The 22,202-nt window shown below is 59.2% G+C and carries 22 protein-coding genes; 7 read left to right on the top strand and 15 right to left on the bottom strand.

Features of this window, described 5'->3' with window-relative positions; genetic code table 11:
- Positions 1-56: 56 nt before the first annotated feature.
- From ACZ3GY_RS10475 to ACZ3GY_RS10465, 3 genes are all read left to right on the top strand, one after another.
- Complete coding sequence (locus ACZ3GY_RS10475; protein ID WP_465909961.1) at positions 57-953, top strand: LysR substrate-binding domain-containing protein; 897 nt, start codon at positions 57-59, stop codon at positions 951-953.
- A gap of 95 nt (positions 954-1,048) precedes the next feature.
- The gene (locus ACZ3GY_RS10470) at positions 1,049-2,038 is read left to right on the top strand and encodes an aldo/keto reductase (protein WP_463564313.1); all 990 of its coding nucleotides are present in this window, start codon (positions 1,049-1,051) and stop codon (positions 2,036-2,038) included.
- A 223-nt stretch (positions 2,039-2,261) separates the two neighbouring features.
- Complete coding sequence (locus ACZ3GY_RS10465; RefSeq protein ID WP_465909960.1) at positions 2,262-2,744, top strand: GNAT family N-acetyltransferase; 483 nt, start codon at positions 2,262-2,264, stop codon at positions 2,742-2,744.
- A gap of 191 nt (positions 2,745-2,935) precedes the next feature.
- Here ACZ3GY_RS10465 and ACZ3GY_RS10460 read toward each other — a convergent pair whose 3' ends face one another.
- From ACZ3GY_RS10460 to ACZ3GY_RS10450, 3 genes are all read right to left on the bottom strand, one after another.
- Positions 2,936-3,664: an SDR family oxidoreductase gene (locus ACZ3GY_RS10460; RefSeq protein ID WP_465909959.1), complete on the bottom strand. Its 729-nt coding sequence runs from the start codon at positions 3,662-3,664 to the stop codon at positions 2,936-2,938.
- A gap of 126 nt (positions 3,665-3,790) precedes the next feature.
- Positions 3,791-4,267 carry a nuclear transport factor 2 family protein gene (locus ACZ3GY_RS10455; protein ID WP_465909958.1) on the bottom strand — a complete coding sequence of 159 codons (477 nt, stop codon included), beginning with the start codon at positions 4,265-4,267 and terminating at the stop codon, positions 3,791-3,793.
- A gap of 46 nt (positions 4,268-4,313) precedes the next feature.
- Positions 4,314-5,054, bottom strand: coding sequence for an SDR family NAD(P)-dependent oxidoreductase (locus ACZ3GY_RS10450; protein ID WP_465909957.1), 741 nt, complete (start codon positions 5,052-5,054; stop codon positions 4,314-4,316).
- Positions 5,055-5,220: 166 nt separating this feature from the next.
- Between ACZ3GY_RS10450 and ACZ3GY_RS10445 the strand changes: the two genes are divergently transcribed.
- Complete coding sequence (locus ACZ3GY_RS10445) at positions 5,221-5,811, top strand: TetR/AcrR family transcriptional regulator (protein WP_465909956.1); 591 nt, start codon at positions 5,221-5,223, stop codon at positions 5,809-5,811.
- Between the two features lie 33 nt (positions 5,812-5,844).
- On the opposite strand, the gene ACZ3GY_RS10440 is transcribed toward ACZ3GY_RS10445, so the two are convergent.
- The 3 genes from ACZ3GY_RS10440 to ACZ3GY_RS10430 are packed head-to-tail and all read right to left on the bottom strand — an operon-like array spanning position 5,845 to position 8,000.
- The gene (locus ACZ3GY_RS10440; RefSeq protein WP_465909955.1) at positions 5,845-6,822 is read right to left on the bottom strand and encodes a saccharopine dehydrogenase family protein; all 978 of its coding nucleotides are present in this window, start codon (positions 6,820-6,822) and stop codon (positions 5,845-5,847) included.
- Positions 6,819-7,220 carry a VOC family protein gene (locus ACZ3GY_RS10435; RefSeq protein ID WP_465909954.1) on the bottom strand — a complete coding sequence of 134 codons (402 nt, stop codon included), beginning with the start codon at positions 7,218-7,220 and terminating at the stop codon, positions 6,819-6,821. The genes ACZ3GY_RS10440 and ACZ3GY_RS10435 overlap by 4 nt, the downstream gene beginning before the upstream one ends.
- A gap of 36 nt (positions 7,221-7,256) precedes the next feature.
- The gene (locus ACZ3GY_RS10430) at positions 7,257-8,000 is read right to left on the bottom strand and encodes an SDR family NAD(P)-dependent oxidoreductase (RefSeq protein ID WP_465909953.1); all 744 of its coding nucleotides are present in this window, start codon (positions 7,998-8,000) and stop codon (positions 7,257-7,259) included.
- Positions 8,001-8,138: 138 nt separating this feature from the next.
- Between ACZ3GY_RS10430 and ACZ3GY_RS10425 the strand changes: the two genes are divergently transcribed.
- Complete coding sequence (locus ACZ3GY_RS10425; RefSeq protein WP_465909952.1) at positions 8,139-9,032, top strand: AraC family transcriptional regulator; 894 nt, start codon at positions 8,139-8,141, stop codon at positions 9,030-9,032.
- A 423-nt stretch (positions 9,033-9,455) separates the two neighbouring features.
- Here the strand turns inward: ACZ3GY_RS10425 and ACZ3GY_RS10420 are convergent, their stop codons facing one another.
- The 3 genes from ACZ3GY_RS10420 to ACZ3GY_RS10410 form a co-directional block, all read right to left on the bottom strand.
- A complete protein-coding gene (locus ACZ3GY_RS10420) occupies positions 9,456-10,226 on the bottom strand; it encodes an SDR family NAD(P)-dependent oxidoreductase (protein ID WP_465909951.1) in 771 nt (256 codons plus the stop codon).
- A 341-nt stretch (positions 10,227-10,567) separates the two neighbouring features.
- Positions 10,568-11,131 (bottom strand): type 1 glutamine amidotransferase domain-containing protein, encoded by a 564-nt coding sequence (locus ACZ3GY_RS10415; RefSeq protein ID WP_465909950.1) that lies wholly within the window; start codon positions 11,129-11,131, stop codon positions 10,568-10,570.
- 649 nt (positions 11,132-11,780) lie between these two features.
- Positions 11,781-11,930, bottom strand: coding sequence for a hypothetical protein (locus tag ACZ3GY_RS10410; protein ID WP_465909949.1), 150 nt, complete (start codon positions 11,928-11,930; stop codon positions 11,781-11,783).
- Between the two features lie 182 nt (positions 11,931-12,112).
- On the opposite strand from ACZ3GY_RS10410, the gene ACZ3GY_RS10405 reads away from it, so the two are divergent.
- Positions 12,113-13,036, top strand: a complete 924-nt coding sequence (locus ACZ3GY_RS10405; RefSeq protein WP_465909948.1) for an SDR family oxidoreductase — start codon at positions 12,113-12,115, stop codon at positions 13,034-13,036.
- Between the two features lie 110 nt (positions 13,037-13,146).
- Here ACZ3GY_RS10405 and ACZ3GY_RS10400 read toward each other — a convergent pair whose 3' ends face one another.
- The 3 genes from ACZ3GY_RS10400 to ACZ3GY_RS10390 form a co-directional block, all read right to left on the bottom strand.
- Entirely contained in the window at positions 13,147-14,148 is a 1,002-nt protein-coding gene (locus ACZ3GY_RS10400) for an NADP-dependent oxidoreductase (RefSeq protein ID WP_465909947.1), read from the bottom strand.
- A gap of 80 nt (positions 14,149-14,228) precedes the next feature.
- Positions 14,229-15,020 (bottom strand): SDR family NAD(P)-dependent oxidoreductase, encoded by a 792-nt coding sequence (locus ACZ3GY_RS10395; protein WP_465909946.1) that lies wholly within the window; start codon positions 15,018-15,020, stop codon positions 14,229-14,231.
- 72 nt (positions 15,021-15,092) lie between these two features.
- Positions 15,093-16,172 carry an alkene reductase gene (locus ACZ3GY_RS10390; RefSeq protein WP_465909945.1) on the bottom strand — a complete coding sequence of 360 codons (1,080 nt, stop codon included), beginning with the start codon at positions 16,170-16,172 and terminating at the stop codon, positions 15,093-15,095.
- 154 nt (positions 16,173-16,326) lie between these two features.
- Here ACZ3GY_RS10390 and ACZ3GY_RS10385 point away from each other — a divergent pair, with 154 nt between their 5' ends.
- Positions 16,327-16,896, top strand: a complete 570-nt coding sequence (locus ACZ3GY_RS10385; RefSeq protein WP_465909944.1) for a TetR/AcrR family transcriptional regulator — start codon at positions 16,327-16,329, stop codon at positions 16,894-16,896.
- 353 nt (positions 16,897-17,249) lie between these two features.
- Here ACZ3GY_RS10385 and ACZ3GY_RS10380 read toward each other — a convergent pair whose 3' ends face one another.
- From ACZ3GY_RS10380 to ACZ3GY_RS10370, 3 genes are all read right to left on the bottom strand, one after another.
- Positions 17,250-19,049 carry a methyl-accepting chemotaxis protein gene (locus tag ACZ3GY_RS10380; RefSeq protein ID WP_463564319.1) on the bottom strand — a complete coding sequence of 600 codons (1,800 nt, stop codon included), beginning with the start codon at positions 19,047-19,049 and terminating at the stop codon, positions 17,250-17,252.
- A 367-nt stretch (positions 19,050-19,416) separates the two neighbouring features.
- A complete protein-coding gene (locus ACZ3GY_RS10375; RefSeq protein ID WP_463564320.1) occupies positions 19,417-20,577 on the bottom strand; it encodes an L-talarate/galactarate dehydratase in 1,161 nt (386 codons plus the stop codon).
- Between the two features lie 198 nt (positions 20,578-20,775).
- Positions 20,776-22,182 carry a GntP family permease gene (locus ACZ3GY_RS10370; RefSeq protein WP_070881622.1) on the bottom strand — a complete coding sequence of 469 codons (1,407 nt, stop codon included), beginning with the start codon at positions 22,180-22,182 and terminating at the stop codon, positions 20,776-20,778.
- Positions 22,183-22,202: the final 20 nt, after the last annotated feature.

Genomic DNA, 22,202 nt, shown 5'->3' with positions numbered 1-22,202 from the left:
ACATGCCAAAATAACCCGACCGCGTGCCAAAGCTATCGGCAATCCAAGGTGGATAAATGATCGAAACCCGACTTTTACGTCAGTTCGTCGTCGTTGCTGAAGAACTGCATTTCAGCCGCGCCGCAGAGCGGCTGCATATGGCACAGCCTCCTCTCAGTCAGGCGATCAGGAGGCTGGAGGAGCAAATCGGCTATCCCTTGTTCGTTCGCGACAAGCGAACCGTGGAGCTCACCAGCGCAGGGATGGCTCTCATGGGCAAAGCCCACGAACTGCTAGGGGCGCTAGACGAAAGCGTCGCGTATACGCGGCGAGTCGCCCAAGGCATGGAGGGACATCTAGTGGTTGCCATGATCAGCCTCAATCACTATCCAGGTTTCTGGCGAGCCCTGAGCGCATTCAGAAAGCAGATGCCTACTGTCGAGCTGAGTTTCATCGAGGCCACTACCAAAGAGCAGGTCGAGCTTTTGGAGAGCGGCGAAGCCGATGTTGGCGTGATGCGTTGCCCCGGAACGACAACACCTGCGCTGAACATCGAACGGCTACTGCTGGACCCCATTCAGGTTGCTTTACCTTCTGGCCACCCGCTGGCGGCGAGCATTGCGGTAAGGCTTGAGGATATTTCCAGCGAATCGTTCGTCATGTCGGCGCGCGCCTTGGGGCAGGGCTTTCATGACCAGTTACTCACACTATGCAAAGGTGCAGGTTTCTCGCCAAGGATCGTTCAGCATGCCAGGCAAATCCAGACTGTGTTGGGGCTGGTGGCGGCAGGATACGGGGCGGCGCTGGTGCCGGCCTCTTTCGAGCGCTTAGGGCTGCAGGATGTCGTATTCCGGCCATTGCTGCACAGTGCCTCTCAGGAGCTGGGCTCGGTGGCGCTGAATGTTGCCAACAACAATACGGTCGACTCGCCGCTGCGAGATTTTTTTATCGAGACGGTCAAGCGCCACGTCTGATACTTGAGTCGTCTTACTAACCGACATAAACAGTATTTCACGGCGCGCCTTGCAAACCACAGCATGCACCTGTCTTTTCCAACCGGAGATCGGTCATGCAATATCGCTCATTAGGCAGTTCATCCCTGCAGCTTTCAGTTCTATCATTTGGGAGCTGGATTACCTTCGGTACGCGCCTCGACCAACGTGGTGCCAATGAATGTCTCGCTTGCGCCTTCGACCATGGCATCAATTTCTTCGATAGCGCCGAGGTGTACCTTGGCGGTGAGGCAGAGCGTATGCTCGGACGCGGGATCAAGACGCTTGGCTGGTCGCGAGACAGTTACTGCGTTTCCAGCAAAGTACTGTTCGGCACCGGTGACAATCACTCTGCCACGAATCCATCACGGCCTACCCAGCAGGGCCTGAGCCGCAAGCACATCACGGAAGCCTGTCACCAAGCATTGCAACGTTTTGGTGTCGACTATCTCGATTTCTACCTGTGCCACCGTCCAGAGCCTGGTATGTCCATCGCGGAAATTGCCTGGACGATGAACGCGCTAATCCAGCAAGGCAAGGTGTTGTATTGGGGGACATCGGAATGGCCTGCAGAGGACATTTTGAAGCTTATAGAGTTTTGTCAGCACAACCGCCTCATCCCACCACAACTGGAGCAGCCGCAATACAACCTGTTCCATCGCGAACGTGTCGAGAGCGAGTACCAGCCACTCATTCATGAGCATGGGCTCGGTTTGACTACCTGGTCTCCGCTGGCATCCGGCGTTCTGGCGGGGCGTTACGACGAGGGAATTGCGGTGGACACTCGGCTGGCGACCGAGGGGTTCTCTTGGCTCGAGGATTTTGTTTTCGAGAACAAGCGCGACGAGCGAATCGAGGCGGCTAAACAGCTTAAGACAATAGCCCGTGAACTCGGAGCAACACGCGCTCAGTTGGCGCTTGCCTGGGTGTTAAAGAACCAGGCTGTAACGTCAGTTTTGATTGGTTCTTCAAACGTTATGCAGTTGCAGGAAAACCTAGGGGCGCTTGAGGTTTTACCGCGCCTTGAAGAAGCATTGCTTGACCAGATGGATAAGATCTTCCAGTAAATGTCATTAATGGGGTTATCGCCTAGCAAGCCTCTCGCTGGAGGCTTGCTAGGCGAGAAATTGGCCAGTACCCCTGATGACAATGACCGGCTACTTCTGGCTATTAGCCGGCCTTGGTCAAAGGAAGTTTACGGCCCATGGCGATAACGCTCTGAGCAACAGGTCTATACACGGAGACGACTTGCTATGCTGACCTCCCCATCGGCACGAATACGGACGGAGTATGGAAATTCGGCTGACCACAACAGAAGACTGGTTGCGCTTGAAGCAGGTACGGCTTGCTGCACTTTTGGATTCACCCACAGCCTTTGGTGTGAGCTATCAGGCGGCCGCCGATTACTCCGACGAACAGTGGAAACAACGAGCCTCATCGACGGGTACGGTTTTCTGGTTGGCAATCGCCGATGACCAGGTGCTGGGAATGATCGGAGCTGCGGTCAGCGAAGCGGGGCGCTTCAACCTGATCGGCATGTGGGTCGAACCGGCTGCACGAGGCCTCGGAGTGGCACCACGCCTGGTTGATTCGGTCAAAGCCCTCGCCCAGGAACAAGGCCATGAGCGCGTATACCTAGATGTCTCCCCGGAAAATGCGCGTGCGGCACGGTTCTATTTAAGGCAAGGGTTCTCATTTCTGGATGAGTGGGAGAGCCTGGAGAGCCATCCGCATATCCGAGTACAAACAATGGTTTGGACTGCTGAAGGATGAGGCAGGGGCACGGCTTGGCCGGAAGCGGACTCTAGAAACTGGCCGATACCGACCAATTGCTGCCGGTCGCGAAGGAGCGTTATCGATCAACAACAATCATCTCTACCCTCCTGGCAACGCGCCACGGGAAGCAGTGCTGACCTAACTGCGGTTAGGTCTGCTGCGGGGTCATTAAGTTAAGTATTTAGGAATTACCACGGTTGCCGACCATGGCTTCCAAAGAAGCCACCAGTAGGACCGTCAGACTCGAGCAATGCCATCTTGATCGCGATAGCCGCACCCTCTTCAGGGGTTAGCACACCCGAGTTGCCATTAAGGTCGGTTCTCACATGACCAGGCTCGACCGCGTTCACCTTGATGCCCAACGGCGCCAGCTCCTTGGCAAAGGAGACGGTGACTGCATTGAGCGCGACTTTTGACGAGGTGTAGTCAAGCAGGTTGACGGTCGAATAGAGCGAGGTAGGGTCGGTGATCAAGGTCAGCGAGCCTACGCCGCTGCCCATCATGACAACCCGTGCCTGATCGGCGGCCCTGAGCAATGGCAAAAACGCTTGGGTGACACGCACAGGGCCAAACAGATTGACCTCATAAACAGCTTTCATGTCCTGCATGCGCACCTGGCTAGGCGCCCGCGTCATGTCGACTGCAATGCCCGCATTGTTGACCAGTACATCAAGCGCCTCAATGTGCGCAGCCAACGACGTGGCAGCGTCCTGCACGCTGGCGTCGTCTGCAACATCCAGTTCAAGAAAGCCGGCATTTAGCCCTGCTTTACGCAGCTCAGCAACGGCGTGCTCGCCACGTGCAACGTCGCGTGCGCCGATCCAGACAAAAAAACCGGCGTCGGCAAGACCTTTGGCAATGGCGAGCCCAATACCTTTGTTGGCACCGGTGACCAGCGCCTGTCGTTTGTTATTCAAATTTGAATTCCTCGGGAGTCAAAAAAACGCCTTGGAGAAACAGGCATTTATGCGAAATGAGCGAGAAGCCAAGCCGCCCCCCACCATTCGGGAACGGCGCGGGACGTGCGCTTCCCATCAGGCGCTCTAAACAACTAGATGGCGCTGCGCGCCTTGCACGTGGTGCTGAAGGTCACCGGCGAAGCGCAACGTCACCTCGCGACGACTGAATCTCCATTCGCCATCGTGCAATTCAAATTCGTCGAGGTACTTGCCGGTGCAGATAGGCTGCAAGGGAAACCCATCAAGCTGTTGATGCACGGTGTAATAGCTGGCCGAACTCGCCTTGTCGTTCGAGGGCGCGATATCAATCAGCACGTTGGTGATTGAGTGCCAGGTGCGTGGCGTGCCGTCTTCATGCACTTGCAGGCCAGCTTCGAAGAATGCCAGCAAGCCCTCCCGAGTGGACGCTTCGGTGCCAAGAACGTGAAGCACGGCATGCTGAAGCACGTCTGCCACGCCAGCAAAATCGCCACTGTCCAGGCGATGAATGTAGGTAGAGTGAAGGCGGTGGATGGCGCTCTCGGCGGCGAGACGTGCAAGCAGTTGTGGGATATCACTCATGTTTTTCTCCAGGGATTAAGGGCGAGCCGGGGTGACAGCGATGGGGTCACACCTGAGAGGCGCCGCCGTCGGCGAACAGCTCCACGCCATTGATGTAGCTCGCGGCATCACTGGCCAGAAAGGCCACGGCCTTACCGATTTCGTGGGCCTGGCCGATACGGCCGATGGTGCTTTTTTCACTCAATGCCTTGATCACTTCATCGGCCTGCTCGGCCAGCATCTTGCGCAACGAATCGGTGTCGACGGGGCCCGGACTGACCAGATTGATCCGCACTCCACTGCCTCGGATGTCGAGCACCCAGCTTCTTACCAGCGCCCGCAGTGCAGCCTTGGTCGCGCCATAGACGCTCAGGCCTGGACCCGGATCGATAGAGGCCGTTGAGCCAATAATGACGATGCTGCTGCCTTTGCCCATAAGGGCGAGCGCACCCTGAACGGTGAAGGTCACGCCTTTCACATTGGTGTTGAACACCCGGTCGAAATACGCTTCGGTAATGCTGCCCAAGGGCTCTACTTCGCCCATCCCGGCGTTCGCCACGAGTACGTCGATGCGGCCGTGATGCGACTTGATCTTGCCGAACAACACCGCCAAATCTGCCGCGACTGAAACATCCGCCACGATCGCGGTGGCATGATCACCCAGGATAGCCACGGCATCGTTGAGCTGCGTCTCCCGGCGACCGGTGATGACTACATGAGCCCCCTGCTTCACCAGCTCTTGGGCAATGGCGAGTCCAAGGCCAGACGACCCACCGGTGACCAGAACGACTTTGTCTTGAAATTGCATTGCGATGTCCTCTACAGGCGATTTGAATTTATGTAGCGAACACTACATGCGCGCAATCGACCACGCAACACATTTAGTAATCGCTACATAAGCTGAGCGAGCAGCACTGAACAATTGATGTTGAATTTAGTGATCGCTACACTGCGCGCTCATCCACGAGGTCACCATGAACGAGAAAACTCGCCAACGTCGCCCGGCCTTCGACAGAGAAGCGGGAGTCGCCATCGCTCAGGCCATGTTCCATGAACACGGTTTCGACGCGGTGAGCCTTACCGACCTGGTCGACGCCATGGATATCAAGCCGCCAAGCTTCTACGCGGCATACGGCAGCAAAGCCGAGTTGTTTGAGCGGGCGATGCAGCTCTACGCTAGCGAAAACGCCCTCCCGCTGGACAAGATCCTCGCGCCGGAGCGCCCGCCGGGGGAGGCGCTTTGCTCGCTGTTGGTCGCCGCTGCAAAGCAATATGGAAAAGACAACACATTGCGTGGCTGCATGATTACCGAGGGCCTGCGTGCCGATGACGAAGTGGCACGCACGATGGCTGAAACGCTTGCTGACGCCGGCCTCAAGGTCATACGGGCGTACCTGGACAACGTGCAGCCGGGTAACGCGCAAACCCTCGCGGATTACATTACGGTTACGTTGCGCGGGCTTTCAGCCTCCGCGTGCAATGGCATGTCGCGCAAACGGCTGATCGACGTAGCGCAGACCGCAGGCAGGCTCATCTGCCATGAACTAGCAGGCCCGCAGGATTGAGCGCAATTCGCATAAGAATGACCAGTGGCCCATCTACCGGTCAGTCACCCACGTACCAGGAATGCTTTCAGCAAAGCTGACGCCAAACACCTGTGCCGGCGTTGCAAAGCCCTGCCTGACTTCACCGCCCAATACCCTGCGCGCTGCCTCTACTGCGGCCAGAGGCGTATAGGAATAACCGTTCACCGTCCCGATCACCGAGCGCGCCACGGTTCCGTCAGCATCGGTTACTTCAGCGACCGCGCGAGCGGGTTGCGCTAGTCGCTGCTCGGCGCTAGGTCCATCAGGGAGTTGTGACATATCCCCGGTGGGAAACGCATCACCGGTGACGTGAACGTACATGGCGATATTGGGGATGGCAGTCGAGTGCCAAGCGGTGATCAGGTCACCAAAGGACAGCGGTGCGCAGAGAACCGGACCGTCACCAAAGTCGAACAACCGTGGCTGGGCGTCGGGCGTGGCAACCAATCGCCCATCAATCCGCGCCATCAAGCCTGCGCCGATAATTTCGCTGGCGCTGATTGCCGAACCTCTCGACATGGACCCCGCCACCTGAAGTGCAACACACAGTGATTGAGGGCTAGGCACACGCTCCGCTACATGCATGGCCAGGCAGTCGGTTGGCACCACGTCCCAGCCAACACCGGGCAGCAGCATCACCCCCGCTTTGGCAGCCTGCACGCTGAGCCGCTCTGCCAATCGGTAAACGTTGATTTCGGCGGTGATGTCCAGGTAGCTGACGCCGGCCTCGATGCAGGCGTGCATCAATGGTTGCGCAGTGAGTGCAAAGGGTCCCGCGCAGTTCAGGAGTACGTCCACTCCTTCCAAGACGCTACCTAGCGGCTCATCGAGCGAAAAGACCCGATAGGGAACGCTCAGGCGCTCGGCCAACTTTTGCAGTTTGGCGGCATCGCGGCCGGCAATTTCGACGTTCAGCCCAGCGGCATTGGCGTGTTCTGCAACCATGGCGCCGGTGTAACCCGCAGCGCCGTATATCAGTAGTTTTTTCATGCGCTGTGCTGCCATTTTTTGTAGACGAATTCGAGGCTATAGCCGTCCGGATCCAGCACATTGGCGGCGTAGTACTCGGGGTCGTAGTGCAAACGGGCGCCAGGCGGACCGTTGTCTGTGCCGCCGGCCTGAATAGCGGCGGCGTAGGCGGCATTTACCTGCGCGCGGCTATTGGCGACAAAGCCGATGTGCGCCGCGCGCCCTTCAACAACGCCTTCGCGCAGCCAGAAAAATACGCGCCCGTTTGCCCCAAACCCCTTGAGGTCGGGATGGCCGGGCGGGCCATCCTTGCCGTCGTAGTCAAGACGGCTGGTGATGCCCAGCGGTGGCAGCGCGGCGCTGTAGAACGCGATGGAGCGTTCCAGGTCCACGACAGAAATAAAGACATGGTCGAGCATGGTGTTTCCTCGCTTAAAGGTGGCGTGTGGAGGGTTCTAAACCATGTAACCGCCAGCAACCTCAATGGTCTGGGCATTGATCCAGGCACTCTCCGCCGCCAGCAACGTGGCGATCACACGGCCCACATCTTCTGGCTCGCCTACCCGGCCCAACGCGGTTTGCCCGGCGAGCAACGCTTCGAACTCATCGTTCAGGCCGCCACCCAACTCGGTACGAATGGCCCCTGGCGAGACGGCGTTGGCGCGAATCCGGCGTTCGCCAAACTCCTTGGCCATGTAACGGGTCAGCACTTCCAGCCCGCCTTTGAACGCGGCGTACGGCGCAACACCCGCCATGGCCACGCGGGTCGTGGCGCTAGTGAGGTTGACGATGCTGGCGCCATCGGCCAGCAACGGCAGCAGTGTTTGGGTCAGAAAAAACGGGCCCTTGAGGTGGACGTTAAACAACCCATCGAATTGCGCTTCGCTGAACGTCGCGATTGGATTGAACAGTCCGTAGCCGGCGTTATTGACGACACCGTCGAGGTGCGCCACATCCCATACCTGCTCCAAGACCTGCTGAACCGTTTCGGCAAAAGCGCCAAAGCTGCTCACGTCGGCCACATCCAGTTTCAGCGCAACGGCTTTGCCGCCACCTGCCCGAATCTGCTCGACCACTGCCTGCGCCGCTTTCGGGTTGTTGTTATAGGTCAGGACAACGCCCATACCTCGTTCGGCGCAGAGGGTGGCGGTACTGGCGCCGATGCCACGGCTGCCGCCGGTGATCAGAATGACGCTCATGGTGTGCTCCGATGTCGATTAGATGAGGTGCCACAGTAGCGACCACCCTGCGCAGCCACGCAGCCATTCCTACTCGAAACCTGCCTGTTTCTGCTTTTTGCTTGCACTGCCTACCCGCTCTGGCGTCAGATGCTCAGCATGAACAATCAACTGAACGAACTCCGGGCGCTGGCCGCCCACGCCGAGAACCGGCGTACGGAAACCGGCATTCCCCGTGTCGCCATGGTGCAAGGCGAGGTACCGGAACATCTGTTGGCCGCTGTGTATGACCCGATGATCAACCTGATTTTGCAGGGCAGTAAGTCGATGACTGTGGGTGACCGCACTTTGCGCTACGACCCGGCGACTTACTTTGTGATGTCCATCGAGTTGCCGGCCGTGGGCAAGGTGCACCCCGCCACCACAGGCGAGCCTTACCTGGCCGTGAGCCTGACGTTGGCCCCGACGATTCTCGCCACGCTGCTGGCGGATCTGCCCAAACCTGCCGAGCGGGTTGCACAGGTAAACGGCTTTTCCGTAGCAGCTGTCACGCCCGAACTCATGGATGCGTGGGTGCGTATGTTGCGACTGATGGAGCGCCCGCAAGACATCACCGCACTGGCGCCGGCGTATGAGCGGGAAATTCTCTACCGCGTCTTGCTGGGGCCTCAAGGCTGGATGCTGCGTGAAATCGCAGCCCCGGATACCGCGATGGCCCGAGTAAGCCTGGCCATCCAGTGGATCCGCCGCGACTTCGCCGAGCCCATTCGTGTCGACGACTTGGCTGAGAAAGCAGCGATGAGTGTGTCGGCCTTCCACCGCCATTTCAAAGCAGTGACCAACTTGAGCCCATTGCAGTATCAGAAGCGCGTTCGGCTGCTCCAGGCCCGCACGCTGTTGGTTGCCAGCGCCAAGAGCGTCACCACAGCGGCCTTTGAAGTGGGCTATGAAAGCCCCACCCAGTTCAGCCGTGACTACGCCCGAGTTTTTGGCTTGCCGCCGGCGCGGGATGCCGCACGAATTTTGGCGGACACACGGGCTTTGGCTGTTTAGCTGCTTGCTGCCAGTCGAGACGCCGCGATGTTTAAGCGTCTACGGATGCCGGCGATCCAGACAGCGTGAATGCGACAGTATCAGCGGCTTGAAGAGGCATCTTGGGTTCGCCAATCCAAGTCGCTAGATAAGCAGCGTCACTAAGATATGCAGCCTATATGACCGTCCGCTTTTGGCCGATTCTGTTGAAAAATTCGCCCATGGTTTCCACGGCAGAAAAGTACGCGCTTGAGATTGAAATCTTTACTTTGAGCAGAGGGTTACGGGCTCAGATGTCGCGTAGCTGCGCGCAAAAAAGGCATGTTCAGCAGTCAGTACTTGCGCAGCTTGGAAGGCCCGAGTTTTTCAACACAATCGGCCGGAAATAGCCAGTCAGATGGGACGGGGCGGGCTAATAGCTATCTAGTTTTCGCCAGTAATAAGTCACCAGACAATGGGTTTGTCGTCCCAAGCCCAGAAGGTTCCGCTGTCGGCCGGTCCATGTGCTCCTACCAATTCGATAATGCGATCCGCTGAGAACGACGGTTCGAACAGTTGTCCATCTGGCACGTTCGCTTGAAATGGCTGAGACAGAGCCGTGTCGGTCGTGCCTGGATGTACTGCCAGGACAGTAGAGGCAGGGTTCAGGCGTTTCAGTTCGATACTGGCAGTGTGTAGCAACTGGTTGAGTGCCGCTTTACTGGATCGGTAGCTGTACCAGCCACCCAATCGGTTATCGCCAATAGAGCCAACTCTCGCGGAGAGCGCCGCGAAGGTAGAGGGCTGCTTGCGCAATAACGGGAGTAGGTGTTTAAGCAATAGGATCGGCGCAAAGGTGTTGGTCGCGAAGCTCGCTTGCATGCTCGCAAGCGTCAGTTGTGCCAGACCCTTTTCTGCTTTTGCACCGTCTTGATGAAGAATGCCTAGCGTGCTGATAACGAGGTGTAGATGATCACATTCTTCACGCGTCTCGCTCGCAAGCGTTTCGAGGGGTTGCTCATCGCGCGCGTCGCAGTCGACTCGTTTCAGGCGTTGGCCATGCTGTTCTGCAAGCTTTGCCAGCTCTGGGGAGGTGGTGGCTTTTCGCGCTACTGCCCATACCCGGGCCACATCATCGCGCGCAAGCAAAGCTGCGCACAGTGCCAAGCCAATACCTCGGCTGGCTCCACATATGAGCACATCAGCTTCGCTGTTCAGTTCGGGGATCAAACTCATAAGGCACCTCGAGGGGCATGGCTGAAGTGTTATTTATGACTTGGAACCAGGAAAAGGGCAGATTCGCTTTTATCTTAAATGGCTTCAGAAGGCCGTAACCGGACATCGAAGCCTGTGACAGTGCCCTGCGCAACAACGGCGACTACATATCGATCAAGCGGGTTATTTAGCGGTAAATGGCAGCCCAGTCGGGCTGCCGTTTACCCTGGTTAGTGCCCCAAGATCAGCCCAGCCACTGGACGTGACCAAGGACTGCTGTTGGCCTGAAGCCCAAACTTCTTTGGAGGCCTCAGTCACTGATCCAGTGGCCAGTCGGATAGGGCCTTTGACTCATCTGCGCCTCACGCCACCTCAAGCGCTGTAACGATAGCTTCGTTGAACGCCGGGATGTCCTTGGGGGTACGCGAAGTAATCAATGTCCATCCATTGGCTTGGCATTGCTTGACCTCAACATCTACCCAACCCGCAGCACCGGCATTTTCCAGATCGAGCCTTACACTGTGATAAGAGGTGAGGGTCTTACCATTGATAATGCCAGCGTTGATTAACAGCCACGGCCCATGGCAAATCGCAGCGATTACTTTGCCCGCATCGGCGAACTCCTTCACCAGGCGCTGGGCGTTTTCATCCAATCGCAGCGTGTCGGCATTGACCGTCCCGCCTGGGATTACAAGCGCATCAAAATCCGACGCCTTGAGGCCGGCCAGCGCAACCTGAGATTCGACCGTGCGATCTTTCTCAGTGTCCTGAACGAACGTCTGGGTCGTTCCGCCGTCACTTGAGCCATGGGTGACCGAAGCACCCTGTGCCTTGAGCGCTTCAAGCGGTTTGATCAGCTCATCCCGCTCGATCCCCGTATTCGAGGTGATGAACAGTACTTTTTTGCCTGCCAGTTGATTACTCATGGTGGTCACTCAGTCCTCTCATCAAGGTAAAAAGGAAGCGTGCGGCTGATGATTCTTCCGACGCGTTGAAGATGGGAGGTCAGAGCGGTTTTGAAAGTTCATCCGGATTCGTCCTGAGCAGAATGCGATGGATGAAGCTAGGAAATTCGGGGATTTCAAATTCGCGCCTGCAAGAATTGAGCAGGTAAAACACATTGCCCGCGTGAACCTGGAGCCACGCAGACTAGGGCTTTCTGAGCCCTGATCCTCGTACAGAACACCACTATCGGAGTGTCGAAATTGTGCGAGCAGATGCCCGTGACTGACTTGGCAACTGAGCGGGCAGTGTGAGGCGGGCGGCAGTTGAGCTCTGGCCGCTTTTAGCCGGAAACTGCCGATCATTTCTCGCAGTGCTGTTCAAGTCGAATGCACGCGGTGGTCACAGCCCAAGCAATCAACCGGTCAGGTCAATGCCATTACGCAAACTCTTCGCCTACGGCTGTCGGAGGGCGAATAAGTGTTGGAGTTGCACGATTGGTGGCTGACGATTTTTTCGCCAGTTGGGGGGCTTGGTGCGCATACGCTCATGGTGCGAAGCTGTCGCTGCGCAGGGCTGCCTCGTTAAGTACGCAACCGGCAGCCCAGGTGGGGCCGCTGGCTGCAGCGCCAGTTACTTATCGGCAGGCTTGTCCCAGCAGGGGATGACCGCGCAGGCGTTGTATTGGCGATCCATGCAAGCCAGGCGCTGAATATGCGCATCGTTGGCTGTTTGCAGTGCCTGATTGCCGGCAACGATGTACTGGATGGCTCGTTTCTTCATGCGCTCCAACCTCCCAGCAGGCGGCGCTATGGCCCATTGATTAGTTCTGCTCATAGGCCCTTGCCGGTTTGCCTGGCTAGTCCGGGCTAACTCCTTCGCTTAACGTCCCTCATCCGCATTGCAGTCACTGGCCCGCCGCTGAGTGCCGTGCATCCTGCCTTTCGCTCATACGGGTACGCATGATGAATCGACTCACCATCCAGTACGGCATGACGCTTTTGCTGGCGATGTTCGCCGAAATCGTCATGGCCGGAGCGACACCGCCACAGGCCATCTCGAAGGACAGTGAAAGCCGTGCCGCCACTGAGCGGGAATCCGAAGAGGGGCTTGCCACTGGGGTGGAAAAGCCTGTGGTGCTGGTCGTGGGTGCCAGCGGAAGCATCGGCCGATTGGCGGTGGCGGAGGCATTCAGGCGTGGCTACGAGACGCGCGCTTTGGTGCGTGACCCCGCCCAGGCATCGCTGTTTCCTGCTGGAGTGAAGGTGGTGGTTGGTGATCTGACTCGCGCCGAGACCCTGCCAGAGGCTGTGGCAGGCGTCAGCGCAGTCATCTTCACCCACGGCATCAGTGGCAACGATCCCAGTGGCGCGGAGGCGGTGAACTATGGGGCGGTGCGCAATGTTCTTAGCGTGTTGCAGGCGCCGGCACGGATCGCTCTGATGACCACTGTCGGCGTCACCAAACCCACCGTCGGGCATGACTGGAAACGTCGCGGAGAACGCCTCGTGCGTGCCAGCGGGCTGCCTTACACCATCGTGCGGCCCGGCTGGTTCGACTACAACGCCGCCGACCAACAGCGCCTGGTAATGCGCCAGGGCGACACGCACTGGGCGAGTTCGCCGTCCGACGGTGTGGTGGCTCGTGCGCAGATCGCCGAGGTGCTGGTCGCGTCCCTGACTTCACCCAGCGCGAACCGCAAAACCTTCGAACTGGTCGCGGAACGTAGCGCTGCTCAAACGGATCTCGAACCACTGTTCTCGGCGCTGCCGGCAGATCCCACAGAGGGCTATGACGCCATACGGGATCAGGACAACCTACCGCTGAGCCAGGAGCCGGACAAGGTCGTTCAGGAGCTTGATGCTGTCCGCGTCCAGTTCGATAAGTAAGCCAGGGTACGCCGAGTTATGGTGTGACTGTGTTGAGCGGGTGGCCAGTGGTGATGCTGGGCAACAGCTACCACTGGCCTGACGATGGGCATTCGATCAATGTGCTCGCATCAGCGAATCTTGACGACAATCTTGCCTTTGGCATGTCCGTCGACGACGTGGGCAAGTGCCTCGGCCGTCTCTTTGAACGGTAACACCCGTTCAATCACTGGGCGGATGGCGCCGGATTCGATAAGTGAGGTTATTTCGGTCAACTGGCGGCCTTCGGCGCGCATGAAAACAAAGCTGTAGCCGATGCCTCGCTGCTTGGCTTTCCGGCGAATGCTGCGGCTAAGCAAACGCAGCACCTGTTTCAGGGGCCAGGATAGGCCTTGCTGGGCCGCGAAATCGGCTGTGGGTGGACCGGAAATGGAGATCAAATGCCCGCCGGGCTTGAGCACCTGCAGCGACTTTTCCAGCACATCGCTGCCGAGGCTATTGATTACCACATCGTAGTCTCGTAACTCCGTTTCGAAGGCGTGCTTGCTGTAATCGATGACCGCATCTGCGCCGAGCGCCTTTACCCAATCGACATTTGCCGTGCTGGTCGTGGTGGCGACGAAAGCACCCAAATGCTTGGCGAGTTGTATGGCAATGGTGCCGACGCCGCCGGAGCCGGCATGAATCAGTACCTTCTGGCCCTTCTTTAACCTGGCCGTTTCGACGAGCACTTGCCATGCTGTCAACGCAACCAGGGGAATGCTGGCCGCTTCTTCCATGCTGAGGTTCGTTGGCTTGTGTGCCAACGACGCTTCGCCGACCGCGATTCGCTCGGCAAACGTGCCGATACGATTCTGCTCAGGCCGAGCGTACACCTCGTCGCCTGGTTTGAAGCGAGTGACGTTGCAGCCGACCTTCAGTACCTTGCCAGCCACATCATTACCGAGGATCAAGGGCAGGCGATAAGGGAGGACAAGCTTGAATTCACCTGCCCTGATTTTCGCGTCCAGTAAATTTACCCCCGCGGCATGTACCTGGATCAGGACATCCTCGTCCTGCAATTCGGGTTCAGGTACATCTGCGATTCGTCCGATTTCTTTCTTCCCGTAACGATCAATGATGAACGCTTTCACTGGGTGGAATCCTTGTATTCAGATGGGCACAGTCGGGTGTGTCATTTACCAAAAAACGTAAAAATCTTATGACCTTGAGCCTACAAGCCCTTAGTCCGGTAGCGCTCTGCCGCGTTGGCCATGCGGATATCGGATAGCAGCAGCTGGCGTGATGCGTCCAGGGCATCCCAGCGTTCGGCCACATGCAGCGGCGGGATAGTGACCAGTTCGCGGCTGTCGAAACCGGCCAGTGCCGCGTCGACCAGTTCATCTACCTTCATCAATTCAGGGAGCGTGTTGATGTCGATGCCAGCGCGTTCCCAGATTTCAGTGTGGGTGCCCGCCGGTAAAACCGCTTGTACGTAGACGCCCTTGGGCGCTAGTTCCAGGCTTAGCCCCTGGGACAGGAACAGTACGTAGGCCTTGGTCGCTCCGTAGATGGTCATACCGAATTCTGGCGACAGCCCGACTACCGAACCCAGGTTGACGATCGAACCCTCGCCGGCCTGCGCCAGGCGCGGTGCAATGGCGTTGGCCAGCCGCGTCAGGGCGATAATGTTCAGGGCGATCAGGCGGTCGATGGACTGTGCGTCCTGCGCCACGAAACCACCGGACTGAGCCAGGCCGGCATTGTTGATCAGAATGCCGATGCTGGCGTCTTCGCGCAGGCGGGCCTCGACCACAGCCAGATCGCTGGGTTGGGTGAGGTCGGCGCGCAGCACGTCGATGGCAACCTTGGTTTCCTCATGCAGGCGCGCAGCCAGTGCTTCAAGACGAGCCTGGTCACGTGCAACCAGGACGAGATTGTGGCCGCGACGTGCGAAGCGTTCGGCATAAACGGCGCCGATGCCGGAGGAGGCGCCGGTGATAAGAACAGTAGAGAGAGTGGTCATGTGGGGTGCCTGGATAAGGTATGAATCGGCCGCCCAGAAAGAGGGCGGCTCCTGTGTTTGAAGAGACTCGGTTCAGCCCAGCGTTGGGTAATCGGTGTAGCCCTTGGCGCCACCGCCGTAGAGCGTGGTCGGATCCAGCTGGGCGAGCGGTGCATTGGTGCTGAGGCGCTCGACCAGATCCGGATTACTGATGAAGGGGCGACCGAAAGCGATCAGATCGGCCTTGCTCTGCGCGAGTCGGGTCGTGGCCAAATCCAGGTCGTAGCCGTTGTTGGCCAGATAAACCTGCTTGAAGCGGCTACGCAGCGAGTCATAGTCGAACGGCGCGTTATCGCGTGGGCCGCCTGTGGCGCCTTCGACCACGTGCAGATACGCCACGCCGAGGGCGCTGAGTTGTTCCGCGATGTAATCGTATTGGGGTTGCGGCTGGCTGCAGCTGATGCCCGAGGCCGGTGAAACAGGCGAGATGCGCACGCCCGTGCGCTGTGCGCCGATTTCCTTGACCACTGCCGCCGTCACTTCCAGCAGCAGGCGTGCCCTGTTTTCGATGGAGCCGCCGTAACGGTCAGTGCGCTGGTTGGCGCCATCCTTGATGAACTGCTCGAGCAGGTAGCCGTTGGCACCGTGCACTTCGACGCCGTCGAAACCGGCGGCGATCGCATTGGCGGCGGCTTGGCGGAAGTCCTCGATGATGCCTGGCAGCTCGTCCAGCTCCAGCGCGCGCGGTTCGGATACGTCGTGAAAGCCGTTGTTAACGAAGGTTTTGGTTTCAGCGCGGATTGCCGAAGGCGCGACCGGCGCTTTGCCGCCTGGCTGAAGGTCAACGTGCGATACCCGGCCCACGTGCCACAACTGGACGAAGATGCGGCCGCCTTTGGCATGCACCGCATCGGTCACCTTGCTCCAGGCATCGATCTGTTCAGGGGTATAGAGACCGGGGGTGTTTTGATAACCCTGAGCTTGCGGGGAGACCTGAGTGGCTTCCGTGATGATCAGGCCCGCCGAGGCGCGCTGGGCATAGTAGGTGGCAGTCAGGTCAGTGGGCGCCAGGCCATCGCCGGCACGGTTGCGGGTCAATGGGGCCATGACAATGCGATTGTTGAGCGTCAGTGCACCAAGGGTGAAGGGGTCGAAGATCGTCTTGTCGGTCATGCCATGCCTCTAGGTGATGTGGGGAGCCGTGTGGGCTTCAGTGAAGTGGCTTAATGATTATGTTTGTAATCATAAGTGTCAAGAATTTTGATTTAGATCGACATCAATGTAAGATCGCGCTCTAGATTGCCGCCATACAAGCGAGGCCAAATACGTGAAAGTCAGCAAAGCCCAGGTGCAAGCAAACCGTGCGCACATCGTCGAGACGGCATCCAGGCTGTTTCGCGAGCGCGGTTACGATGGCATCGGCATCGCCGATCTGATGGCGGCGGCGGGGTTTACCCATGGCGGCTTCTACAAGCACTTCGGTTCGAAAGCGGATCTGATGGCTGAAGCGGCGGTTTATGGGCTTAAGCAATCGGCAGCACAAACGGCTGGTGCCGATTTATCCGAGTTCGTGGGGCAATACCTGTCTCGCAGCCATCGCGATGAGCCGGGCGAGGGCTGCACCATGGCCGCGCTCTGTGGCGATGCGTCTCGTCAGCCGGACTTTGTCCGCGAGACATTTGCTGCCGGTATCGAGCGTCAGCTGGCCGCGACCGAGCTTGATGGAGGCTCGGCAGCCGAAGCACGAGCCAAAAGTATCAACACGATTGCTCATGCGGTTGGCGCTATTGTGTTGTCGCGAGCCTGCCCAGACGACAGCCCGCTGGCCCAGGAAATTCTGGATGTGTGCCGCGCCCGGATACTCGCCACATTGGCACCGCCGGCGACGAGTGAGTAATCAAACCTGTGCTTGAACAGGGTTCGAATCAGAGGCACTCGGCATGGAGCGGCTTGAGCAGGCCTGTCGCTTGCGGAGCCTTTCACGACCTTTGTGGGCAGGCGCCTGGCTGGAGTGTTTCACCCACCGTGGGTTCCCCATGACGCTACCTGCCGGACAGCTGTTGCCTGTTCGTCAGGCCTTTTGATCCTCGAAGGCATGCTCAGGGCCAGGGGAAGCGGCTGTTTCCATCTCTGCTGAAAAGGTCTGGGCCGCTTGATGCAGTAGCCGACGCATGTGCGCGGACTGTTTGACGACGCGCGCATGTCTCTGTGGAAAATCCATGAGCAGGCCTCAGCTAGCCGCTAAAACCCTCAGTGTTTGGCTAGCAGCCGTGAGGCGTCGAAGCCCATGCGCATGTTGCCCCAGTGGCGACCGTCGAAAATGAACGGTACGTCGATCTCGGTCATGATCTCGCCGGTGTCGCGCAGGTAGGTCTGCAGCAGGAAGCGTTGGGTGTTGGTTGCTGCGCGCAGGCCCACAGGGTCGGAGAACATGCGCTTGTTGCGGCACACCGGCAGGTCGACGGCGCGATTGCCGGTGGGTGCTTTCGACACCCAGCTGTTGTTCACCGGGCAGTAGCCTTTGTTGTCGACGATAAAGGTGACGATGCCACCCGACGTGCCCTTGGTCAGCTTGTCGATCTCTTCCTGGCAGATCTGCGCGAAGCGCTCGGTGTAGCCGGTCATGTACTGCTTGGGATCGGTGTTGGGTATCAACCGGTAGTTCTGGTCGAACAGGTTCACGCCCTCGCGCTGCAGCGCGGCCAGGCGAACCTGCAGGATGTCGCGGCACTGGCTGGCGCGGGTGATGGCCGCATCCAGTTCGCCTTGGCCGAGCACGAAGCGGCCGAGCAGCGTCTGCACTTTTTCGGCTACGCCAGAGAGATCGCGGGTGGCGGTGGCAGAGCGCTGCATGCGCTCGTCGATGGCCTGGCTGTCGGCGTGGATCTGCGTGACCCGCTCGTTGATGCCGGTGTTGGCATCGGCCACCTGCTGGATGTGCTCGGCGATTTCTGCGAGCTTGCCATTGGTGGATTCGAAGTCGACGATCATGCTTTCGAAATGGCCGGTGGCGCGTTCGACCACCACTTGGGTTTCCCGGGCGCTGGTGCTGATCAGTGCGGTCTGCTCGTGAGTTGAGCCCACTTCCTTGAGCATGGCGTCGATGTTCTGTGAGATGTCGCCGGTGGCGCGGCTGACGTTTTGCGCCAGGGTGCGTACTTCGTCGGCGACCACGGCGAAACCACGGCCGCTTTCCCCCGCGCGCGCGGCTTCGATGGCCGCGTTGAGCGCCAGCAGGTTGGTCTGCGAGGAAATCTGCTGGATCAGCCCGACCACCGACTTGATGTTCGAGGAGCGCTCGTTGAGGGCGGAAACCAGCACGCCGAATTCGTTGAGGCTGTTGGAGATAGCGCCGATGTTGCCGGTTACTTCCAGCAGTTCGGCGTAGGAGTCGCGGGCCATGCTGAGGTTCTGTGCGGTGGTGCCCGAGATCGCCTGAGTCTGCTGCGACACTTCTGCGATGCGGCCAACGGCGCTGTTGCTCTCGCTCATCACTTCATTGGCGAAGCGTGCCTGGTGGGTGGCACTTTCGCTGGAGTCGCTGATGTTTTTCAGCGAGCGGGCGGACTCCACGGCGATCTGCACGGTGAGTGCCTGCACATTGCTGATGATCTCGCGTTGCTTGGCCAGGAAGCGGTTGCAGGTGCTGGCCAGGGTGCGGATTTCATCGTGGGTCAGCAGCGGCAGATCGCGGGACAGGTCGCCTTCGCCGTTGGCGATTTCTTCCAGGGCGCGGGTCATGTTGTCGACCGGCCGCACGATCAGGTGGCGGAAGTACCAGACCATGAAGCTGACCATGCCCAGGGTGAACAGCGCACTGAGCAGCAGCGCATTGCCGAGGGTGTCGAGCTTGGCCTCGATGCGGCTCAGCAGAGCGGCATCGATCTGCGCGGCTTGCAGTTGCTGGAGGATGTCGGCACGCAGGCTGGTAGCGACCCAGAACAGCAGGCCACTGACCAGCACCAGCAGGAAAAGGCTGGATAACTTCTTGGTCAGGGTATCGAAAAAGTGCATCTCGATTGAATCGTAAAGCGACTTCAACGACTGCATGCCGCAGCTCCTGGCAAAGAAAACATCCGTGGGTTTCTATTTATTCGACCAGCAGTGCAGAAGCTTTAATGGCCAGTGCAGCTTTCGGCGACGTTACGCGCTTTATCCAAGGTAGTTGTCCGCGCGAACGACGCGCAGTTTAGTGCGTCGACTCACGGGGATAAAGTGCCATCATCGGGAAAATATAGCCTGTCCACGGCCGATACCGGCGCCAGGGCCGGTATCGTCGTGAGTTGCATTCGCTGCCTTGGTGCCAGTGTCGCGTCACCGATCTGCTGGCGGCATTGCCGATTGCATCGAGTAGGGTGGAGGACGCTTGCCTACGCGGCCCGATCCACCCTACATGGCTGTGACGTCGCCGGGTGGGTTAGCCGCGCTGGCCGATCTCCACTTCCTGCGCTGTCCAGCCGGCGACCCGGTCGCTGAGCGACAGACCAAGACCCGGTCGCGTCGGCACCAGCATGCGCCCGTCACGGGTTTCCAGGCGCTCGTTGAATAGCGGCTCCAGCCACTCGAAGTGCTCAACCCACGGCTCGGTGGGGTAAGTCGCTGCGAGGTGCACGTGCAGCTCCATGGCGAAGTGCGGAGCGAGCATCAGGCCCGCCTGTTCGGCCATCGAGGCGATTTTCAGGAACGGGCTGATACCGCCAACCCGAGGCGCGTCCGGCATCAGGTAGTCGGCGCCACGGGTCTTGATGAACTCGGCGTGCTCGGCAACGCTGGTGAGCATTTCCCCGGTGGCGATCGGCGTATCGAAGGCTGCCGCCAGGGCTGCGTGACCTTCGGCGTCATAGCAGTCCAGCGGTTCTTCGATCCACACCAGGTTGTATTCTTCGAACTTGCGGCACATGCGCTGGGCGGTCGGGCGATCCCATTGCTGGTTGGCGTCGACCATCAGCGGGAAGTCGTCGCCCAGGTGGCGACGCACGGTGCTGACGCGTTCGATGTCGATAGCCGAGTTGGGTTGGCCGACCTTGAGCTTGATGCCGCCGATACCTTTTTCACGGGACAGATCCGTGTTCTTCATCAACTGATCGAGTGGCGTGTGCAGGAAGCCGCCCGAGGTGTTGTAGCAGCGTACCGAGTCGCGCTGGGCGCCGAGCAGGCGCGCCAGGGACAGGCCAGCACGCTTGGCTTTCATGTCCCACAGGGCGACGTCGAAGGCGCCGATGGCCTGGGTCGACAGTCCGCTGCGGCCCACGGATGCGCCGGCCCAGCACAGCTTGGTCCACAGCTTCTGGATATCGCTAGGGTTTTCACCGATCAGTGCCGGCGCGATCTCTTTGGCATGGGCGAACTGGCCTGGGCCGCCCGCGCGCTTCGAGTAACTGAAGCCAAGGCCGCGATGGCCATCCTTGCTTTCGATCTCCACGAACAGCATGGCGATCTCGGTCATCGGCTTCTGCCGGCCAGTCAGCACCTTGGCATCGCTGATCGGGTTGGCCAGGGGCAGGAAGACGGAGGCGATACGAATCCAGGCGATTTGATCCTGGTCTGCACAGCCTTGGGAAAGGGGTTGTTCGCTCACACTGATTACCTCGCTTGACGTTCTTGTTCGAGCCAGCAGATGCCTGGAGCGATCTGCGGTGATCTATGACGTTAAGCTGATTACGTAATCATTCAAGCGCTGAGACATGCGCGACGGCATGTCAGGAAAAGGGTCGGTAACTGCGCTACCGCTAACGCCCGTGCAGGCAGGCTAGCGGTAGGCAGGTGCCTGCGGCGGTTAGCCGAGAATGGCGTTGAAGAACAGCAGGGTGAGCAGCGAGGTGAGCCAGCCGAGCGTGGTGGGCACCGACCAGGTCAACAGTTGATGCTTGGCATTCTTGACCCCGAGCATGCGGTTGACCACCCAGAAATAGCTGTCATTGAAGTAGCCAAAGACCATAGAACCGATCGCGGCGGCCTGGGCGGCGAACACCATGTTGACGTCGGGAATGGTCGCCAGGATCGGTGCTGAAATGGAGGCCCCGGTGATCATCGCGACAGTGCCGCTGCCCTGGATAAGTCGCACCAGCGAAGCGATCACGAAGGGAATCAGCACGGCAGGCAGCGGTAGCGTCGCCACCCATTCGCCCATGTACTGGCCTGCACCGCTGTCGCGCAGCACGGCGCCAAGCGCACCGCCTGCCCCGGTCACCAGGAGGATGATACCGGCGCTTTCCACGCCTTTTTCCATCTCGGCGATCACCTCATCGCGCGGGCGACGCGGTACCAAGCCGTACAGCGCGACAATCACCCCAAGGCCCACGGCAATCACCGGGTTGCCCAGGAATGCGACGCACTGGCCGAACATGCTCATCTTGAGGGTGCTGGCAGCATCAAGTTTGGCAATCACGCCGACCAGCGTGTTGGCGAAGATCAGCAGGATCGGCAGCAGAATCGGCAACATCGACAGCCACAGCGGCGGCAGCTCGGCCTCACGGGCGTCGGCGCGCTCGAGTACTTCGCGGTAGGCAGCGGCCGGTTCGATGGGCGCCTGGCCGCTCTGGGCGATCATCGCTTCGATGCGCGGCCCCATGAAGCGGGCGTAGGCAACCAACACGAATGTCGCGGGAAGGGTGAACACGACCCCCCAGAACATCATCAACCCGACGTCGATATTGAAGATCCCGGCGATTCCCAGTGGCCCGGGAGTCGGCGGCACTGCGTGGTGGGTCAGCATCAAGCCGCCCGCCAGCGCGATACCCAGGGTCAGCATCGATTTACCGGTGTTACGCGACAGTGCGCGTACCAGCGGGTTGAGAATGACGAACGCCGAGTCGCAGAAAATCGGCACCGAGACGATGTAGCCAGTGACCATCATCGCCCACTCTTCGCGTTTGTTGCCGAGCCAGCGGACGAAGCTGTAGGCCATGCGCTCGGCAGCGCCCGAGACTTCCAGCAGGCGCCCCATCATCACGCCGAAGCCGATGACCAGACCAATGGTGGACAACGTTGTACCGAAACCGGTGGTGATGGATTTGACCAGCGCATCGGGTGCCATACCGCCGATCAGGCCGGAGATCGAGGCGGCTATGATCAGCGCCAGGAGTGCGTGGATACGCGTTTTCAAGACCAGCACGATCAATACGACGATGGCCAGAACCAGGCCGACCATCAATTGTGGGCCGGCCACTGATGTTGCTTCCATTGTTGATTCCTCTTGTTTTT

This window comes from Pseudomonas sp. PME37.24/006 (assembly GCF_055556635.1).
Note: the sequence above shows the minus strand (reverse complement) of the source record. Positions and strands in the feature narration are given on the sequence as shown.

Bases quoted from the DNA above. Each gene is read 5' to 3' on its own strand.
- ACZ3GY_RS10475 (WP_465909961.1), top strand. From the start codon at position 57: ATGATCGAAACCCGACTTTTACGTCAGTTCGTCGTCGTTGCTGAAGAA.
- ACZ3GY_RS10470 (WP_463564313.1), top strand. From the start codon at position 1,049: ATGCAATATCGCTCATTAGGCAGTTCATCCCTGCAGCTTTCAGTTCTA.
- ACZ3GY_RS10465 (WP_465909960.1), top strand. From the start codon at position 2,262: ATGGAAATTCGGCTGACCACAACAGAAGACTGGTTGCGCTTGAAGCAG.
- ACZ3GY_RS10455 (WP_465909958.1), bottom strand. From the start codon at position 4,267: ATGAGTGATATCCCACAACTGCTTGCACGTCTCGCCGCCGAGAGCGCC.
- ACZ3GY_RS10450 (WP_465909957.1), bottom strand. From the start codon at position 5,054: ATGCAATTTCAAGACAAAGTCGTTCTGGTCACCGGTGGGTCGTCTGGC.
- ACZ3GY_RS10445 (WP_465909956.1), top strand. From the start codon at position 5,221: ATGAACGAGAAAACTCGCCAACGTCGCCCGGCCTTCGACAGAGAAGCG.
- ACZ3GY_RS10440 (WP_465909955.1), bottom strand. From the start codon at position 6,822: ATGAAAAAACTACTGATATACGGCGCTGCGGGTTACACCGGCGCCATG.
- ACZ3GY_RS10435 (WP_465909954.1), bottom strand. From the start codon at position 7,220: ATGCTCGACCATGTCTTTATTTCTGTCGTGGACCTGGAACGCTCCATC.
- ACZ3GY_RS10430 (WP_465909953.1), bottom strand. From the start codon at position 8,000: ATGAGCGTCATTCTGATCACCGGCGGCAGCCGTGGCATCGGCGCCAGT.
- ACZ3GY_RS10425 (WP_465909952.1), top strand. From the start codon at position 8,139: ATGAACAATCAACTGAACGAACTCCGGGCGCTGGCCGCCCACGCCGAG.
- ACZ3GY_RS10420 (WP_465909951.1), bottom strand. From the start codon at position 10,226: ATGAGTTTGATCCCCGAACTGAACAGCGAAGCTGATGTGCTCATATGT.
- ACZ3GY_RS10415 (WP_465909950.1), bottom strand. From the start codon at position 11,131: ATGAGTAATCAACTGGCAGGCAAAAAAGTACTGTTCATCACCTCGAAT.
- ACZ3GY_RS10410 (WP_465909949.1), bottom strand. From the start codon at position 11,930: ATGAAGAAACGAGCCATCCAGTACATCGTTGCCGGCAATCAGGCACTG.
- ACZ3GY_RS10405 (WP_465909948.1), top strand. From the start codon at position 12,113: ATGAATCGACTCACCATCCAGTACGGCATGACGCTTTTGCTGGCGATG.
- ACZ3GY_RS10395 (WP_465909946.1), bottom strand. From the start codon at position 15,020: ATGACCACTCTCTCTACTGTTCTTATCACCGGCGCCTCCTCCGGCATC.
- ACZ3GY_RS10390 (WP_465909945.1), bottom strand. From the start codon at position 16,172: ATGACCGACAAGACGATCTTCGACCCCTTCACCCTTGGTGCACTGACG.
- ACZ3GY_RS10380 (WP_463564319.1), bottom strand. From the start codon at position 19,049: ATGCAGTCGTTGAAGTCGCTTTACGATTCAATCGAGATGCACTTTTTC.
- ACZ3GY_RS10370 (WP_070881622.1), bottom strand. From the start codon at position 22,182: ATGGAAGCAACATCAGTGGCCGGCCCACAATTGATGGTCGGCCTGGTT.